Source organism: Sphingomonas sp. HMP9 (assembly GCF_013374115.1).
Taxonomy (GTDB): Bacteria; Pseudomonadota; Alphaproteobacteria; order Sphingomonadales; family Sphingomonadaceae; genus Sphingomonas.
Map to the genome: position 1 here is coordinate 1 of NZ_AP022674.1, position 17,933 is coordinate 17,933.

13 protein-coding genes and 2 pseudogenes are annotated in these 17,933 nt (G+C 62.8%); 7 read left to right on the top strand and 8 right to left on the bottom strand.

Going from position 1 to position 17,933, the window contains the following annotated elements:
* Together HMP09_RS18015 and HMP09_RS18020 are read left to right on the top strand one after the other, a co-directional pair.
* Entirely contained in the window at positions 1-636 is a 636-nt protein-coding gene (locus HMP09_RS18015; RefSeq protein WP_176501881.1) for a nucleotide-binding protein, read from the top strand.
* Positions 636-917, top strand: coding sequence for a ribbon-helix-helix domain-containing protein (locus tag HMP09_RS18020; protein ID WP_232090913.1), 282 nt, complete (start codon positions 636-638; stop codon positions 915-917). The genes HMP09_RS18015 and HMP09_RS18020 overlap by 1 nt, the downstream gene beginning before the upstream one ends.
* Before the next feature lie 59 nt (positions 918-976).
* Here HMP09_RS18020 and HMP09_RS18025 read toward each other — a convergent pair whose 3' ends face one another.
* From HMP09_RS18025 to HMP09_RS18045, 5 genes are all read right to left on the bottom strand, one after another.
* Positions 977-1,855: a replication initiation protein gene (locus HMP09_RS18025; protein ID WP_176501882.1), complete on the bottom strand. Its 879-nt coding sequence runs from the start codon at positions 1,853-1,855 to the stop codon at positions 977-979.
* Positions 1,856-2,551: 696 nt separating this feature from the next.
* Entirely contained in the window at positions 2,552-4,123 is a 1,572-nt protein-coding gene (locus tag HMP09_RS18030) for a type IV secretory system conjugative DNA transfer family protein (protein WP_176501883.1), read from the bottom strand.
* A gap of 1 nt (position 4,124) precedes the next feature.
* Positions 4,125-4,421 (bottom strand): hypothetical protein, encoded by a 297-nt coding sequence (locus HMP09_RS18035; protein ID WP_176501884.1) that lies wholly within the window; start codon positions 4,419-4,421, stop codon positions 4,125-4,127.
* Positions 4,418-4,642 (bottom strand): conjugal transfer protein TraD, encoded by a 225-nt coding sequence (locus tag HMP09_RS18040; RefSeq protein ID WP_031393026.1) that lies wholly within the window; start codon positions 4,640-4,642, stop codon positions 4,418-4,420. Before HMP09_RS18040 ends, HMP09_RS18035 begins: the two co-directional genes overlap by 4 nt.
* A 13-nt stretch (positions 4,643-4,655) precedes the next feature.
* On the bottom strand, positions 4,656-4,985 hold the full coding sequence (locus tag HMP09_RS18045; RefSeq protein WP_176501885.1) for a conjugal transfer protein TraD: 330 nt from the start codon (positions 4,983-4,985) through the stop codon (positions 4,656-4,658).
* Positions 4,986-5,159: 174 nt separating this feature from the next.
* Between HMP09_RS18045 and traA the strand changes: the two genes are divergently transcribed.
* The 3 genes and pseudogenes from traA (at position 5,160) to HMP09_RS18715 (ending at position 10,567) form a co-directional block, all read left to right on the top strand.
* On the top strand, positions 5,160-8,075 hold the full coding sequence (traA, locus tag HMP09_RS18050; protein WP_176501886.1) for a Ti-type conjugative transfer relaxase TraA: 2,916 nt from the start codon (positions 5,160-5,162) through the stop codon (positions 8,073-8,075).
* 6 nt (positions 8,076-8,081) lie between these two features.
* The gene (locus HMP09_RS18055; RefSeq protein ID WP_176501911.1) at positions 8,082-8,816 is read left to right on the top strand and encodes a DUF6118 family protein; all 735 of its coding nucleotides are present in this window, start codon (positions 8,082-8,084) and stop codon (positions 8,814-8,816) included.
* 94 nt (positions 8,817-8,910) lie between these two features.
* A pseudogene (locus HMP09_RS18715) lies at positions 8,911-10,567 on the top strand (PAS domain-containing protein).
* Between the two features lie 189 nt (positions 10,568-10,756).
* Here HMP09_RS18715 and HMP09_RS18065 read toward each other — a convergent pair.
* Positions 10,757-11,002: pseudogene (locus HMP09_RS18065) on the bottom strand (transposase); the annotation flags it as partial.
* A gap of 522 nt (positions 11,003-11,524) precedes the next feature.
* Here HMP09_RS18065 and HMP09_RS18070 point away from each other — a divergent pair.
* On the top strand, positions 11,525-13,909 hold the full coding sequence (locus HMP09_RS18070; protein ID WP_176501887.1) for a phosphoketolase family protein: 2,385 nt from the start codon (positions 11,525-11,527) through the stop codon (positions 13,907-13,909).
* Positions 13,897-14,997: an acetate/propionate family kinase gene (locus HMP09_RS18075; RefSeq protein WP_232090916.1), complete on the top strand. Its 1,101-nt coding sequence runs from the start codon at positions 13,897-13,899 to the stop codon at positions 14,995-14,997. Before HMP09_RS18070 ends, HMP09_RS18075 begins: the two co-directional genes overlap by 13 nt.
* Positions 14,998-15,084: 87 nt before the next feature.
* On the opposite strand, the gene cueR is transcribed toward HMP09_RS18075, so the two are convergent.
* Both cueR and HMP09_RS18085 read right to left on the bottom strand, forming a co-directional pair.
* Positions 15,085-15,468 carry a Cu(I)-responsive transcriptional regulator gene (gene cueR, locus HMP09_RS18080; RefSeq protein WP_176501888.1) on the bottom strand — a complete coding sequence of 128 codons (384 nt, stop codon included), beginning with the start codon at positions 15,466-15,468 and terminating at the stop codon, positions 15,085-15,087.
* Complete coding sequence (locus tag HMP09_RS18085; RefSeq protein WP_443026473.1) at positions 15,465-17,924, bottom strand: heavy metal translocating P-type ATPase; 2,460 nt, start codon at positions 17,922-17,924, stop codon at positions 15,465-15,467. Before HMP09_RS18085 ends, cueR begins: the two co-directional genes overlap by 4 nt.
* Positions 17,925-17,933 lie beyond the last annotated feature (9 nt).

Here is a 17,933-nt window from a genome sequence, read left to right on the forward strand (position 1 = left end):
ATGAAGGTTCTCGCCATCCTGTCGCAGAAAGGCGGCGTCGGAAAAACGACGCTGGCGACATGCCTTGCCGTGGCGGCCGAGCAGGCAGGCAAGGAAACCGCGATCATCGACCTAGACCCGCAGGCGACAGCCTCGTTCTGGAAAGACGTGCGCCAGCTCGACACGCCCGCCGTCGCTTCAATCCAGCCGGTGCGGCTCGCGGCGATGCTCAAAGCCTGTGCCGACGGCGGCACGGAGCTTGTGGTGATCGACGGCGCGGCCGTCGCGCGCGATGTTGCCTACGAGGCTGCGCGGCACGCCGACTTCATCCTCGTGCCGACGAAGACGGCGGTGTTCGACACGATGAGCATGACGCACACGCTGGATGTGGTGCGGCAGCTCGATCGCGCCTTCGCCGTCGTGCTGACATTCGTCCCGCCCCAGGGACAGGAGACAGGAGATGCGATGAAAGCGGTTGAGGAGCTGGGCGCGGCGGTCTGTCCCGTGACGATCGGTAACCGCAAGGCGTTCTTCCGCGCGCAGGCCGCAGGCCAGGCGGTGCAGGAGTTCGAGCCGAACGGCCCGGCCGCAGCAGAAATCAATCGTCTATACGAGTATACGGCTATACGTTTATACGACAAAGTGGAGGTGGTGTGATGGCGAAGGGCAACACGCTCCAGGCGATGCTCGACCGCGCCAAGGTCGGCGGGGACACGCCAGCGACCCCCACCCCGATCGTTGCGCCAACCATTCCCAAGCCGGCGCAGGCCGGGCGGCAGGGGACCAAATTGATAGGCGGACATTTTGCCCCCGAGGTCAGCACGCAGCTTCGCATCCTTGCGGCCGAGGAAGGAACGACGGTGCAGAGCCTGCTAGGTGAGGCGCTGGACGACCTTTTCGTTAAGAAGGGCAAGGGCCGCGTCGCGCGCGGCGTATAGGAGTATACACATATACTACTATACTTGGATCAGCGAAAAGTGAGTTTTGGGGTAGCGGCTCACCTTTGCGCGGCGGGCGTGTTGAAATCCACCAGCACCGGGAATTCGGGAATCCCGCCACGCAGCTTGGCGCGTCGCACGATGCTGTGCTGGTCGATCAGGTTCTGTGCGTCGCGCTTGCCGCTGGACGTTTTCGGGAACCAGTGGAGCGCCACCCGTTCGACCTTGCGCCCGTTCTTGATCGGCGTGAAATCGACATAGAAGGGGCAGAGCTTGTTGATTTCCTCAACGGCGACCTTGAGGCAGTATTTGTTCAGATCAGCAAAGCGTTCGAGTTTGCCATCAGGCACGTTGAGCAGGCCGCGCAGCTCCTCAATCGTGAACTCCTCTTTCTGCTTGTATTCGAGGCCGATGCGCCGCTCGATCATCTCATAGAGACAGAGGGCGTATTTCGACTCGAAGCAATACATCACCTGCGTCTTGAGACGGGCATAGACCTGACTGTTCCGCAGTATCTCGATCAGCTCTTCCGGGATGCGGTAATGAAGGAAGCCGTCCTTTTCGAGGCTCTCATCGCTCGGGCCGAGGAGCTGGACACGGCGCTTGTAGCTCTTGCCGTCCTTGCGGATCGTGACGATCGCGATGGTCCCCATGAGACGCAGCAGCGAGCTTTCCACGCGCTCGTTTCCCTGATGCGTCCCTTTCAGTCCCGACTTCGCGATGCGATGGATGATCGGCTCGCCAATGCGCTCCCAGGCATTGGCAATCAGCAGGTTGTAGATACGACGATCGGCAAGGGTAAGAGGACTTAGCTCTACAATATCGACCAGCTCGCCGGGCTTGACGATTTCCCCGTAATTGGCGGGATCAAAAGGATTGCCGCGCCCCTTTTGGGCCAGTGTGCGGAACGACATATCGACCACGGCAGGTTGCGACATAGGCTTGACCAACGGTGAGCAAGAGGGACTTACTGCCTCACCTTAACCACGAAAAGTGAGCTAGGCAAATGTTCCGGCTCCCCGATGGAGCGGTAAGACGGCTACCCCAAAACTCACCGTCACTCCCGACCCTGTTGAACGGCTACCCCGAAGCTCACCGGACCCGGCCCGAACACTCACCTTTATCGGCCCCAAAGCTCACCGCACGCTACCCCGAAACTCACGCGACTCGACCCCAACGCTCACCGTTGGAAGCGTTTTCCCGCAGAAATCCGCGCCTTTTAGCGCCCTGAATCTTGAATAAGAAGAATTAGAGAATCTGAACTGGGAAGGGTGAGTTTTGGGGTAGGCCAGCCTGTGGATAACCAACGTCAGGATATAACAACGGAATCGGCCTATTGGCCGATGCGCTATTTGCTACGTGCCGGCTACGCCGTCAAAGGAACGGCGCAAGCGCCGCTGGCTAGGCGGAAAGAAATAGGGAAAGGGAGGGTCGGGATTACCCGCCAGGCCCGCCCAGGAACGTAGTAAGGGCAGGAAAGGAGCTTTTAGCTGTCACAGATACCGATCGCCGCAAATGTCGCCAGCAGGGTTTAAATTAGCTATTTCGTTTCCCGGCTCCATCCGGAGCGGTGAGGAGCTACCCCAAAACTCACTTTTCGCCGTCGCAGCGGTGTTCGTGCTTTCGAGGATCAATCACGCCGGATCGAACCGCCCGGTAAACTCGCGATCGGCATAGTAGCGCAGCCTGGCGGCGACGATCGGGCGCTGTCCGGCGAGGAACAGGAGCTGGCGATCGGGGCGGAGTGTGCGGACCTCATCCGGGGTGAGCAGGGCGCGGCCGACATGCTGCTGCCCGTAGGAGAGGCCGCTTTCCTCCGCGTCGATCGCGCGGCTCATGGTCTCGAACACGACGGTTTCCTGCCCCGCCAGATCGGAGACGAGCTTGGCGCTGTCCTGATCGTTGACCCCGAACACCTGGAGGATCGGCCAAAGCTGGACGCCGTAACCGGCCATCAATCCCATCGCGCGTTCGACCGGTTCGAGACGGCCTAGCGCCGCGAACTCATCGAGCAGGAACAGCACCGGCCAGGGCGGGCGACCCGGCGCGCGGGCCAGCTCTGTCAGGGCTTGCGCGACCATCAACCGCAGCCAGCGCGCATAGCTGGCGAGCCGATCGGGCGGCAGTACCAGGAACACGGTCGCGGGCGCATCCTTCAGCCCGGCGAACGTGAAATCCAAGTTTCCCAGGACCGCCGTCATGCGCGGAGAATCGAGGAAGTGAGTATGGCGCTGCGCGGCCGACAGTACGCCGGCCGCTTCGCGGTCGGATTTGCCGAGCTGACGATTGGCGGCGCGCGCGACCAAGCCACCTTGCGCCTGCATCGCGGCGAGCTGCGCCGCCAGTGCGGCCGGAGCGAGCGTCAGCCGGTCGCGCAGCGTTTCCAAGGTCCGCGTCGCGGGCGGTTCGGTGGCAACGATGAGGAGCAGGATACCGGCGATCAGCGCCTTGGCTTCCTCGTTCCAATGCGCGTCGCCGGCTTCGCCGGGCGCGTCGTGAACCAGCGCGTCGGCGAGCGTCATGCAATCGTCGGCAAGATCGAGGCCATGCGGGTCGATGCGATCGAGCGGGTTGAACGCAGCCGAGGCGAGGCCGGTGACACCGAACGGATCGAGGATATGGACCGCGCCAAAACGCCCACGATGGCGCGCGGCGATACGGGCGTTCTCGCCTTTGGGGTCGATGCAGACGACCGCGAACGGATATTCCAGCAGGTTGGGGATGATCGTGCCGACACCCTTGCCGGTGCGTGTCGGCGCGATCGTCAGCAGGTGCGCAGGGCCGGCATAGCGCATCGGCTTACCGGTTTTCACGTCGCGGCCGATCAGCAGGCCGTGATCGTCGTTCAGGGCTTGGGCTTCCCCGGCGGTGGCGAAGCGGGCCGAGCCGTGCGTATCGGCGCGATCGTCATAATCGAACCGGCGAATCAGCGGGAGGACGAACAACCAGATCATGACCAGCAGCACGGCGGAGCTGATGCCGATCATGCCGAGCTGAGCGACCGCGCCGTTCTTATCGATCTGGAAATACCAGATCGCGAGCCACAGCAGTGCGAACAATCCGAGGAACACCGCGAGCGCGAACAAAACCACGCCGATGATGTGACGGGCGAACCGGAAAGGAGCGAGCAGGACGCCCAGCAGTGCCCACATCGGATTGGCGCGGGCGGTGCGGGCGAGATTACGGGTGGCGCGACCGAGGCCCATGCTACCGGCTTTCGACGCCCGCGCTGGCCAAAGGCGTCACCGGCAAGGTGCGATCGGCGTCGGGATGATCGAGCAATCGGAGCAAGATTTGCGACACGAGGGGAGGGGCCACCCCCTCATCCAGCATCATGTCGAAAAACGCGTCCTCGTTGCGCGTCGGGGTCATGTTTTCGATGACGTGGTTGTGGCGCGAATCCTCGTAAGCCACGCGCCACTCGGCAACGTCGCCGGGCGTGCCGCGCACGTAATCCATTACCCGGACTTCCGCGCGGATCGCCTCGATATCGAAATCGCTCATTGCGCTTCGCTCCCTTCCGCTTCCGCATCGAACGCCCGCTTGCCGCGCCGCTTCCACAGCGCCAGCACGTCGCCGGCATCATCGCCTCGCCCACGCCCGGCGAGATCGAGCAGCGCGCCGTAGAGCGTGGCGCGATCGTCGTCGGTCAGCTCGACTAGGCCGGCTTTCTGGACCAGCCCGCCCAGCTCAATCAGGTGGCGTGTTCGTTCGCGGCGTTGCACGACCCAGCCCCTGCTATCCGTTCGACGTTCCGCCGCTTCCGCCCGTAGCGTTGCCGCCCGGTTCAGCCGAAGTGCCCGATCCGTCGATTGCAGCAGCGCCGCCACCTTTGCGCCCACGTCGCTGAAAGAAGGCCGCACCCTTCACGCGCCATGCCTCCTTTGCCGCAGTATCTTTTGATCCGATCGCATCGAGCAGCACGCCAGCGAGGGTTTCCGCATCAAACGCATCGGCGCCAGTCGCGGCAACGAGCTGGCCGAGCTGTTCGACCCGCTTCGCCTTGAGCGCACGGGCCTTGTCACCTAGTGCCTTCAGCTCGGCATCGTAATCGCGAACCTTTCGCATCGCCTTCACCCTTCCGCGTGTCGATCAGCAGCATCTTAGCGGTCTCGGCAGAGGGGTAAAGCTGGAACGATCTAGAAGCAGCACCAAATCAGTCACGAGAAGCGAAGCGGATTGTGAGTGCGCGCTTATACGTCGTTGCCGACGTGCGCTCAGAAATGCAATAAGCAGGGCGTCATGGCGATCTACCATTTTTCCGCAAAGGTCATCAGCCGCGCGAACGGATCGAGCGCCGTGGCGAGCGCCGCCTATCGTTTGGCGTCCGAGCTGCACGACGAGCGGCTAGGGCGCGATCACAATTTCAGCAACAAGGCGGGAGTGATCCACTCCGAGGTGATGTTGCCCGAGGGTGCGGCGGAGCGTTTAAACGATCGCTCGACCTTGTGGAACGAGGTGGAGGCAGGCGAGAAGCGCAAGGACGCGCAGCTTGCCCGCGAGGTGGAGTTCTCGATTCCGCGCGAGTTGAACGAGAAGCAGGGCGTTAGCCTCGCCCGCGACTTCGTGCAGACGCAGTTTGTCGATCGCGGGATGGTCGCGGACCTGAACGTGCATTGGGATCGTGCGAAGGACGGAAGCCCGAAGCCGCACGCGCATGTCATGCTGGCGATGCGCGACGTGGGGCCGGAGGGGTTCGGGAAGAAGAACCGGGACTGGAATAGCACCGAGCTGTTGAAGGACTGGCGCGAGGCGTGGAGCGCGCACGTCAACGAGCGCATGACCGAGCTGGGGCTGGAGGGCCGGATCGACCATCGCAGCTACGAAGCGCAGGGGATCGAGCTGGAGCCGCAGCACAAGATCGGTCCGGCCGCATCGCGCCGACCGGAGCAGGGGCTGGAAGCCGAGCGGATCGAGGATCACGCGCGCATTGCACGGGAGAACGGCGAGAGGATCATCGCCAATCCCGATATCGCATTGGACGCCATCACCCGCAGCCAAGCCACATTCACTATTCGCGACCTTGCGACGTTCGCGTTTCGGCACAGCGACGGCAAGGAGCAGTTCGACCAGGTGATGGGGGCAGTGCGTGCCAGCCCCGAGCTGGTTGCGTTGGGCAAAGACGGGCGCGACCAGGAGCGGTTTACGTCCCGTGCCATGATCGCGGTGGAGAACCGGCTTGAGCGCGCCAGCGATGAGCTTGCCGGGGCCGATCGGCACTTTGTCGCCGGCACCCACGTCTATCGCGCATTGGAGGCAGCCGAGGGTAGGGGGCTTACCCTCTCGACCGAGCAGCGGGACGCGCTCGGCAGGATCACCGAGCGCGACGGGCTGGCGTCCATCGTCGGCTATGCCGGCAGCGGCAAGTCGGCGATGCTAGGCGTCGCCCGCGAGGCATGGGAGGATGCCGGCTACACAGTTCGCGGCGCGGCCTTGTCGGGCATCGCGGCCGAGAACCTTGAGGGTGGGTCCGGCATCCAGTCCCGCACCATCGCCAGCCTTGAACACGCATGGGGGCAGGGGCGCGAGCAGCTAGGCCCCAGGGACGTGCTTGTCGTGGACGAGGCGGGCATGATCGGCTCGCGTCAGATGGAGCGCGTGCTGTCCCAGGCCCGCGATGCCGGGGCCAAGGTGGTATTGGTCGGCGACCCCGAGCAGTTGCAGGCGATCGAGGCGGGCGCTGCGTTCCGGTCGATCACCGAGCGCCACGGCGCGGCCGAGATCACCGAGATACGCCGGCAGCGCGAGGACTGGCAGCGCGACGCCACGCGCGCGCTGGCGACTGGACCTACCGGCGAGGCGGTTCATGCCTATGACAAGGCCGGCATGGTCCATGCGGCGGACACGCGCGACCAGGCGCGGGGGAAGCTTGTCGATGGCTGGGATCATGCGCGCCGGGCCGATCCGGACAAGAGCCGGATCATCCTGACCCACACCAATGCCGAGGTCCGCGAGCTCAACGAGGAGGCGCGGGGCCGCTTGCGGGCGAGCGGCGACCTTGGCGACGACGTGGCGGTGAAGGCCGAGCGCGGCGAGCGGCAGTTCGCGACCGGCGACCGCATCATGTTCCTTCGCAACGAGCGAGGCATGGGGGTTAAGAACGGGACGCTCGCGACGATCGAGCGGGTATCGCCCGAGGGGATGGCGGTGCGCCTCGATGATGGGCGCAGCGTCGCGTTCGACACCAAGGACTATGCCCATGTCGATCATGGCTATGCGGCGACGTTCCACAAATCGCAGGGCGTGACGGTCGATCGCGCCCACGTGCTGGCAACGCCGGGGATGGACCGCCACAGCGCCTATGTCGGCATGTCGCGGCACCGCGACGGCGTGCAGATCCATTACGGCCGCGACGACTTCGCCGATCAGCGCCAGCTTGTCCGCGCCCTGTCGCGCGACCGGGGCAAGGACATGGCCGGCGACTATGCGCGGCCGGAGCAGGCCCAGGCCCGCGCGTTCGCCGATCGGCGCGAGATCCGGTTCCCGGAACTCGCGCGCAAGGTGGTCGAGAAGGTGCGCGACAAGGCCAAGGGCATGTTCGATGGCTTCCGGCCGAAGCCGGCACCTGAGAAAGCGACGTCGCCGGAGCGCTTCGCGGCCGATCGGCCGCTCGCACCCTCGCAGGCCCGCGCGATCGAACGCTATGGGCGTGCCGCAGCCGATATGCACAGGATGCGCGAGAAGGGGTTGCCCGTGCTGGCGCACCAGGAGCAGGCGCTGGCGAAGGCTGGCGACGCGCTCGATCAGACCCGGCCCCACGCCGCGCGTGACCTTGCCAGCGCGATCGAGCGCAACCCCCGGCTCGCGCGCGACGCGGCTGAGGGCAACACGGGCGGTGCGGCCAAGGCGATGGAGACGGAACGCCAGGTCCGCATCGACCCGGAGAAGCGCGCGGGCCGGTTCGTGGAGCAGTGGCAGGGCATGAAGGACGCACGCGCCAGCATGGAGCGTGTCGGCGATCGTGCGGGTGCGGAGAGGCTTGGCAAGCGCATGGAGAGCATGGCGGGCGGGTTGCGCCGCGACCCGCAGCTCGAGTCCGTATTGCAGCGTCGCGCCCCCGAGCTGGCGTTGAGCATGGAGCGGGGCCGGTCGATCGGGCAGGAACTGGCGCAGTCGATTCAGCCTAGCCGCGACCGTGATCGTGGCATGAGCCGGTAGGTGACGATGGACGAGGATATTCCAGAGGGCGACGATCCGGCCGAGGCATTCGACCGGTTGCGTGCCGTGATTGAGGGCCAGGATCGCGAACTGGCGTTGCTACGCCGTGCCGTGGAGGGCTTGGCGGCCGAACGGGCGCATATCGACGCGCCGGACTATACCGAGACGCTGGGGCAGATGCAGCAAGGCGTGGAAGCCACAGCCGACCGGATCGCAGTCATCAACGACGTGATCGCGCGGAGTCCGGCGCTGGCGATCACGCCCGAGCAGATGGCGCAGCGGATCGCAGCAGCGGGCAACGTCGCCCGCCGTGAGGATCAGGCGGCGCTCGCCAAGGCGGGCGAGGACAAGGCCCGTGTCATGACCGAGCTTCGCGCCATCGCCGGGTCCGCATGGACTCGGGCGGACCAGAAGAACCGGCAGCTATGGTTCGGGCTGGGCGGGATGGCGATCGGCATCCTCGCATGGACGATCCTGCCCGGCCTCGTCGCGCGGGAGATTGCCCCGGCGAGTTGGCAATGGCCCGAGCGTATGGCGGCGCGGACGCTGAGCTTACCCATGTGGGAGGCGGGGCGGCGTATGCTGATCGCAGATTCCCCGAAGAACTGGAACGCGATGGTCGATGGCTGGAACATCGTTCAAGGAAATGAGAAGACCATCGACGGGTGCAGGAAGGCCGCGACCAAGGCGGGCGACCCAGTACGCTGCACGATCAGGATAGGGTCAGAGGAGAAACAGTAGGTATGACGCAAATGAGGAACTTTGATCCTAATACGATCATCGGGGAGTAGGTTTACGTTTGCACCGCAACCGGTTGGGCGTCTAATCCTGGTCGATGCAAGCTGAGAATGAGCATGACCGCATAGAGGCGGAGATCGACCGGACGGAGCTGAGCTCGGATCCGTTTGCCGCTGCGATGCGCGCGACCCGCATGCCGATGATTATTACGGACCCGAACCAACCCGACAATCCGATCGTGTTCGTGAATGATGCCTTCAGCAAGCTGACAGGCTACCAGCGCAGCGAGATTCTAGGCCGCAACTGCCGCTTTCTTCAAGGTCCGGATACCGATCCGGCAAGCATTGCCAAGATCAGGGAAGCGATAACCCAACTCACGCCCATCGAAATTGAGTTAGCAAACTACACGAAAGAGAAAACGGTATTCTGGAGCCGGTTGCTTGTATCGCCGGTATTTAATGACCGTAGCGAGCTGGTATATTTCTTTGCTTCGCAATTCGACAATACCGCCGCGCGCGTGGCGCATCTGGCGCTAAGTGAAAAGTCAGACCTGATCAAGACGCTGAACGATACTCTCGAACTGCGTGTCGCCGAGGCTGTAGGCGAACGTCTGAAGGCGGAAGACCAGCTTCGTCAGTCGCAGAAAATGGAGGCGGTCGGACAGCTGACCGGCGGCGTTGCGCACGACTTCAATAATTTGCTGACCGTCATTCTCGGATCAGCGGATATGCTTCGTCGGCCAGATCTACCGGAAGATCGGCGCAAAAAATACATCGATGCTATCGCAGACACTGCCGGCCGCGCTACGAAACTGACGAACCAACTACTGGCTTTCTCTCGTCGGCAAGCTCTCAAGCCCGAGATCTTTGACGCGGTAGATAGCCTGCGCGCGGTTCGCGATATGTTGGGAACGCTGACCGGATCGCGGATAAAAAATAGTATTGGAGCTGCGGGCGGACCCTTGTTTCGTGAATGCAGACCGCAGCCAATTCGATACGGCGATCGTCAACATGGCTGTCAACGCCCGAGACGCGATGGACGGCGAAGGCGATCTGAAGATCAAGGTCGATACCGTCGTTGGCATGCCCGCTATCCGCTCGCATTCTTGCGTGGAGGGGGCGTTTGTGACCGTCGCGCTCACTGATACCGGTTCCGGCATAGCGGCAGAGAAACTAGGCCGGATTTTCGAGCCATTTTTCACAACTAAGGGTGTCGGGGAAGGCACTGGGCTCGGCCTCAGCCAGGTATTCGGCTTTGCTAAACAGTCCGGCGGCGACATTCATGTGGCGAGCGTCGAGGGGGTGGGTTCGACTTTCACCATGTATCTACCGCTTGCGGATACACCTGACAAAAATGGCGGGCACGACACTACGGTCATGGGGTCTGCAATTGGAAAAGGTGCTTGCATCCTCGTGGTGGAAGATAATCCTGAAGTCGGCGAGTTCGCGACCGCGGCGCTTGGCGAACTGGGTTACAAAACAGCTCTCGCGATCAATGCGGAGAAAGCACTTACCGAATTGGCGGAGAGCGACGGCGGCTATGATGTCGTTTTCACCGACGTAATGATGCCGGGCATGTCCGGGATCGAGATGGGGAAGCAGATCAAGCGCCTATACCCACAGCTGCCCGTTATCCTGACCAGCGGCTTCAGTGATGTGTTGGCACAAAACGGAGCACACGGATTTGAACTGCTCCGCAAGCCCTACTCAATCGGAGAACTGTCCCGCGTCTTGGTCAAGGTTTCTGGCGGTTGAGCACTGGATATTCGACTCTGACAGTTTGCCCGATTTGAACGGGTATCGCTGCCGTTTGCTTGTTAGCCGATCGTTCATGGCCCAGAGTGTCACAACCGTTCGAGGCTGTTGAAAAAGTCGTCGATCGGAATGGCGCAGAATCTTTATGGGTTCGTGAGGCGACGAGGAATTGGTGATTGAGCTGCTCGATCAGGCTGGCGCTGCGCGGGTGGCGAGCAGTTGGAGGTTGTAGGCCGCTGCCGCCATGGTGAACTCCTCGGCCGCACCTTTGAGGCCTCTGAGCTTCAAGGATCTGAGATTGAGATTGCGCTTGAGGTGGCCGAACACGCGCTCAATGCGCTTTCGTCGCTGTCGCGAACGAGCGTAGGCTTCGGTGCTGGCAAGTGCGCGTACCTGGTCCCGCGCATCCTCGGAGACGAGGCGGGTGAGGCCCCTGTACATTATGAGGACACAGATTTCGGTAGGCTTCCAGAAAGCAGTTGCCGTACGGTTTGCCTACGCAATCGGTTTATGAAAGGTCGAAATCCGCACATTTCCGTCATTACTTTGCTACCTCCAGAACCGAGCGTTTTTGAAAGTAGCGCCTGTAATTCAGGTACTTGCCGCCAACCGTGAATCTGTGTCCGAATAATGTACGGAGGCCAAAATGCGGGCTTTCCTCAATAGAATGTCAGGCAGGTTCAATTGGGACATTGCAAACACGCTTAGCGTGTTAGCGTGTCATCCCGCCCTCTGCCGGAACCACCCCCAAGAGGCGCGTCCCCCACATCAATTAATCGGTTTATGACCCGATACGCCCGCAAAATTGGCTAGTGCGATCATTTAGAAGGTTGGGATCACGTCAGAACGCAGCATTTTATCGTCATTACTGCTAGAGGTATGGTCGCGCAAAACATGCGCAGAGGATAATCGCTATGACGAACGGTGCATCACGCCCGGCCGACCTTCCCTCTGCAAATGGGCCCCACGACGGTAAAGGATCGCCCACTGTCCAAGGACATACTCCGGCGGATGGATGCATATTGGCGGGCAGCCAACTATCTGTCAGTTGGACAGATCTATTTGCGCAGCAATCCGCTGCTCGATGAGCCGTTATCGATCGCGCATGTAAAGGCTCGGTTGCTCGGACATTGGGGTACGACGCCGGGGTTGAATATGCTCTACGTCCACCTCAATCGGGTCATCGTCGAGCGTGAGCTCGACATGATCGCGATCATCGGCCCCGGACATGGCGGGCCGGGACTAGTCGCAAACACCTATCTCGAAGGCTCCTACACCGAACGCTATCCCGCGATCGAGCGGAGCCGAGGCGGAATGGACCGGCTCTTCCGTCAGTTCTCCTGGCCGGGCGGCGTCCCTAGCCATGTCGCGCCGGAGACGCCGGGATCGATCCACGAAGGTGGCGAGCTAGGTTATTCGCTCGCCCATGCTTTTGGCGCAGTGTTCGACAATCCCGAGCTGATCGTCGCCTGCGTGGTCGGAGATGGCGAGGCGGAGACTGGCGCGCTGGCGGCGAGCTGGCACAGTAACAAGTTCCTGAACCCAGCGCGCGACGGCGCAGTGCTGCCGGTCCTGCATCTCAACGGCTTCAAGATCGCCAACCCAACCGTGCTGGCGCGGATCGGTCGCGACGAGCTGAGCGAACTGATGTGCGGCTATGGCTATGAGCCTCACTTCGTCGAGGGTGGCGACCCCGCTGAAGTACATCAACTGCTTGCCGCCACCCTCGACACCGTGCTCGACCGGATCGAGACAATCCAGGCGGAAGCGCGTTCGAGTGACGCGACCGGCGAACGGCCGCGTTGGCCGATGATCGTGTTGAAAACGCCAAAGGGATGGACTGGGCCGAAGATTGTCGACGGCAAACCCGTCGAGGGCACATGGCGTGCGCACCAGGTGCCGATCGCAGACTTCAAGGATCCCGAGCATCTTCGCCAGCTCGAAGAGTGGATGCGGAGCTACCGCCCCGACGAACTGTTCGACGAAGCAGGCAAGTTTCGCGACGAATACGCCACGCTTGCTCCGACCGGCCACCGCCGCATGGGATCGAACCCCCACGCTAACGGCGGGGAACTGATGAAGCCGTTGTCGCTGCCCGATTTCCGCACGTACGCGATTCCACAGTCGAGGCCCGGCGAAGTGAGAGCCGCCGCAACCGCAGCGCTTGGAGGCTATTTGCGCGATGTCATCGCGCTCAACGCCGGCGCTGCCAATTTTCGGCTGTTCGGCCCCGACGAGACCGCATCGAACCGCTTGCAAGCGGTTTATGAAGTCACGGGCAAAGCGTGGATGGCGGAGACAGAGGCAAACGACACCGATCTCAGCTGCGATGGGCGCGTGATGGAGGTGCTGAGCGAACATCTCTGCCAGGGCTGGCTAGAGGGCTATCTGCTCACTGGCCGCCATGGGCTGTTCTCGTGCTACGAGGCGTTCGTGCACATCGTGGATTCGATGTTCAATCAGCATGCGAAGTGGCTGAAGGTTACGCGCGCTATCCCGTGGCGCAAGCCGATCGCGTCGCTCAATTATCTCCTGACCTCGCATGTCTGGCGGCAGGACCATAATGGCCTTTCGCACCAGGACCCCGGATTCCTGGATCATGTCGCCAGCAAGAAGGCGGACGTGGTACGGATCTACCTGCCACCTGACGCCAACTGCCTGTTGTCGGTGGCAGATCACTGCCTGCGCAGCCGCAATTATGTGAACGTAATCGTCGCCGGCAAGCAGCCTGAGGCAAATTGGCTGAACATCGATGATGCGGTGCATCACTGCACCGCTGGCGCCGGGATTTGGGAATGGGCGAGCGACAGCATCACCGATGGTGGCGAACCGGATGTGGTGATGGCCTGTGCGGGCGATGTGCCAACGCTAGAGACGATGGCGGCGGTGATGCTGCTCCGCGACTATGTGCCCGACATTCGCATTCGCGTGGTCAACGTTGTCGATCTGATGGCGCTCCAGCCGCAGTCGGAGCATCCGCACGGGCTTGACGAGCGCGCGTTCGACGCGCTGTTCACGACCGACAAGCCGGTGATCTTCGCCTTTCACGGCTACCCCGCGCTGATCCACAAGTTGACCTACCGTCGCACCAACCATCACAATATCCACGTCCGCGGATATAAGGACGAAGGAACGACGACGACGCCGTTCGACATGGTCGTGCTTAACGAACTCGACCGCTACCGGCTGGCGCTCGACGCGATAGAGCGGATACCCCGGTTGAGCGACCGAGTGGCGGACGAGACGGCCCGCTACTGGGCTCTAATCGAGCGGCACAAACTGCACGTCTATGAAGAGGGCGACGATCTCCCTGAAATCCGCGACTGGCAATGGCGCCGATGAGCGCGAGGGGAGGCACGGGCGGGAACGACATCCTGACGCTTAACGAGGGATCTTCCTCACTCAAGTTCGGCTTCTATGAGGCCGGACCCGACGGGGTCGAAGAACGCATGGCAGGCGACGTGGAGGGTGCACAGCCGGCCGATATGTTCGACCGGATCGATGCAGCCCTGGACGGGGCGAGGCCCGCGGCGATCGGACACCGCATCGTCCATGGTGGGTCGGACCTGTTCGACCCTGTCAAAATCGACGCGAGCGTCCTGATGCAGCTAGAGCGGGCAACGACATTTGCGCCGCTGCATGGCCCGGCTGCGTTGTCGCTCATCCGCGCGGCACAGGCGCGTTATCCGAACGTGCCGCAGATCGCCTGTTTCGACACGGGCTTCCACGCGGATCTTCCCCAAGTGGCAGCGGTTCTGCCTATCCCGAAGGCATTCCGCGCAGACGGGGTGCGTCGATACGGTTTCCATGGCCTCTCCTGCCAATCTATCGTCAGCCAGCTAGGGTCGGACCTGCCAGAACGGCTTATCATCGCCCATCTCGGGAGCGGGGCCAGCATAACCGCAGTTCGCGATGCCAAGTCTGTCGACACCAGCATGGGCCTAACGCCGTCTGGCGGGATCGTCATGGCATCGCGTGCTGGCGATCTCGATCCGGGGCTACTGCTGTACCTCATGCGCGAACGGGGCATGGACGCGGCCGACATTGAGGATATCGTAGACCGACGCTCGGGGTTGCTCGGGATCTCAGGACTATCGCGCGACGTGCGCAAGCTACACGCCGTAGCCGCGACCGATGCCGACGCAGCCTTGGCAATAGAGATTTTCTGTCGCTCGGTCGCCAAGCAGATTGCCGCGATGATGGCGTCGCTGGGCGGCGCGGATATGATCGTCTTCACGGGCGGTATCGGTGAGAATGATGCCGTCGTCCGCTCTACGATTTGCAATGACCTTGGTTGGGCAGGTGTTCAAATGCTTCCTGCCGCAACAGGCAGACCACGTGTCATCGTGCGGACCCTGCCATCCCAAGAAGGCGCCGAGATAGCACGAGCTGTTTGGCGGCTTACAAGCACCGCGAGTTGCGCGCGCTAAGGCAACCGTTCGGTTGTGACCCGCGATCCCTTTGCGCGTCGCTGTACGATAAGCACCAAAAGGACAGGTAAGATTTGTTCATGCCAACTATTTTGCCAAGCGATCGATAATGGGGCAGTCGGGACGATCATCACCATGACATGAATGAGCAAGCTCAGTGAGAGCCCTGCGCATGATCTCCAAAGCACAAACCTTTCGGCCCAGCTCGGCAGCACGCGCCTCAGCTAGCGCTTTCACTTCCGCGCTCGACCGATCACGATCCGACCAGAGTCCCAGCAGCGTGCGGATTTCCTCGATAGGAAACCCGAGATCGCGGGCATTGGCGATAAACCGAAGGCGATGAACATCAGCGTCGGCATAGTCCCGGTAGCTACCGCGTCGAACTGGCGGGGGCACGAGGCCAATCTTTTCATAATAGCGGATCATCCGTTGCGAGACACCACTGGCATCCGATGCCGCCCCAATGTTCATAGCTTTACCGCGTTGAGCCGTAGCGCGTTGAGGACGACGGTAAAGGACGAGAGCGCCATCGCCGCGCCGGCCAGCATCGGCGAGAGCAGAATGCCCGCCACGGGGTAGAGCACCCCGGCCGCGACCGGCACGCCGATGCCGTTGAACAGGAACGAGAAGAACAGGTTCTGCCGGATATTCCGCATAGTCGCACGGGCGAGCTTGCGCGCTCGCACGATCGCCGAAAGATCGCCGCGCGTGAGCGTCATACCGGCGCTTTCAATCGCCACGTCCGTTCCCGTGCCCATTGCAAGGCCCACGTCCGCAGCCGCCAGCGCGGGGGCATCGTTGATGCCGTCGCCCGCCATCGCGACCTTGGCACCGGACGCTTTCAGCTCGCCGATGATGCGCGCCTTGTCTTCCGGGAGCAGACCGGCGCGAACGTCGTCGAGTCCGCCGACGGCGCGCGCGACTGCATCGGCGGTCGTTTGGTTGTCACCAGTCAGCATGATGACGCGGAGCCCCTGTTGGCGAAGCGTGGCGATTGCTTCCCCGGCATTGGCGCGAACCGGATCGGCGACCGCGAGCAGGCCGGCAAGAGCGCCGTCGATCGCCACCAGGATGACACCTGCGCCGTCGCTACGATGGCGATCGGCCGCTGCATCGAGTGGCTTGGGATCAGCGCCGACCCGGCTCATTTGCGCGGCGTTCCCGATCACGACCGAGCGGCCGCCCACCGTGGCGCTGACACCCAGGCCGGTTTGCGAGGCGAAATCGGCGACCGTCCCGAGCTGCAGTTCCCGTTCCTTGGCGGCGACGACGATCGCATGAGCGAGCGGGTGTTCGGATTGCCCTTCAACCGCGGCAGCGAGGGCGAGCATGTCGTTTTCCCCGACCGCGCCGACCGTCTCGACCGCGATCAGCGACGGCTTGCCTTCCGTGAGCGTGCCCGTTTTGTCGATGACCAGCGTATCGACTTTTTCTAGCCCCTGTAGGGCTTCGGCATTCTTGACCAGCACGCCGGCCTGAGCGCCACGGCCCGTCCCCACCATGATCGACATGGGGGTAGCGAGACCCAGCGCGCAGGGGCAGGCGATAACTAGGACGGCAATGGCATTGAGCAGCGCATGGGCCATGCGCGGTTCCGGGCCGACCAGCGACCACACCACGAAGGTTGTAATCGAAATCAGCACGACCAGCGGTACGAACCAACCCGACACCCGATCGGCGACCGCCTGGATTGGAGCACGGCTGCGCTGCGCATCAGCGACCATGCGGACGATGCGGGCGAGCATCGTATCAGAGCCGACCGCTCGGGCTTCCACGACCAGGCTTCCTGTGCCGTTGACCGTGCCCCCGGTGACGGTCGCCTCGACTTCCTTGAGGACGGGTGCGGGTTCGCCGGTGAGCATGGATTCATCGACCGAGGAGCGGCCCTCGACCACCACGCCGTCAACCGGGATCGCATCGCCGGGGCGAACGCGCAGCCGATCGCCGGTTGCCACGTCAGCCAGGCTGACTTCCTCCTCGGAGCCGTCCGATCGTACCCGACGCGCCGTCTTGGGGGCAAGATCCATGAGGGCACGTATTGCGCGCCCCGTCGCTGCCCTCGCTCGCAGTTCGAGAACTTGTCCGAGCAGCACCAGCGCCACCACCACCCCGGCCGCTTCGTAATAGACCGGGACCACGCCCCCGTGCATTCGGAAGGTCGGGGGGAAGATGCCGGGCGCGACCGTCGCGACCAAGCTGTAGAGGAAGGCGGCACCGACCCCGATCGAGATCAGCGTGAACATATTGAGATGGCGGGTGCGAAGCGAAGTCCATCCCCGCTGGAAAAACGGTAAGCCCGCCCACAGCACGATCGGCGCGGTGAGCGCGAGCTGTACCCAAGGCGATGCGGCAGGACTGACGACATGGACGCCGAGCATTTCGGCGACCATCGAGATCGCCAGCAGCGGCACGGCGAGCACGCTCGCCACCCAAAGCCGGCGCGTGAAATCGACCAGCTCAGGGTTAGGTCCGTCATCGAGCGACGGTTCTTCCGGTTCGAGCGCCATGCCGCAGATCGGGCACGTTCCCGGCCCTTCCTGACGGATTTGCGGGTGCATGGGGCATGTCCAGATCGCACCCGGCGTTGCCGTTGGCTCAGGCTTCGGCTTGTCGCCGAGATAGGCGTCAGGATTGACGACGAACTTGGTTCGGCACCCCGCGCTGCAAAAATGATAAGTTTGGCCGGCGTGGTCGGCGTGATGCGCCATTTTCGCCGGATCGACTGTCATCCCGCACACCGGGTCCGTGACTGTAGCCGCACTATCAGTGGCTTTGCCGCCGGAGCAGCAGCCGCCTGTTTTGCCGGTTTGATCGGCCGTCACTGGCGCGCCCGAGCAGCAGGACGAGGGCGAAACAGCCAGTTCCGCCGCTGGCTTTGCCGAGCAGCCGCAACCCCCGGCATGGGAATGGGAATGAGGGTCGTTCATGGGGTAAAA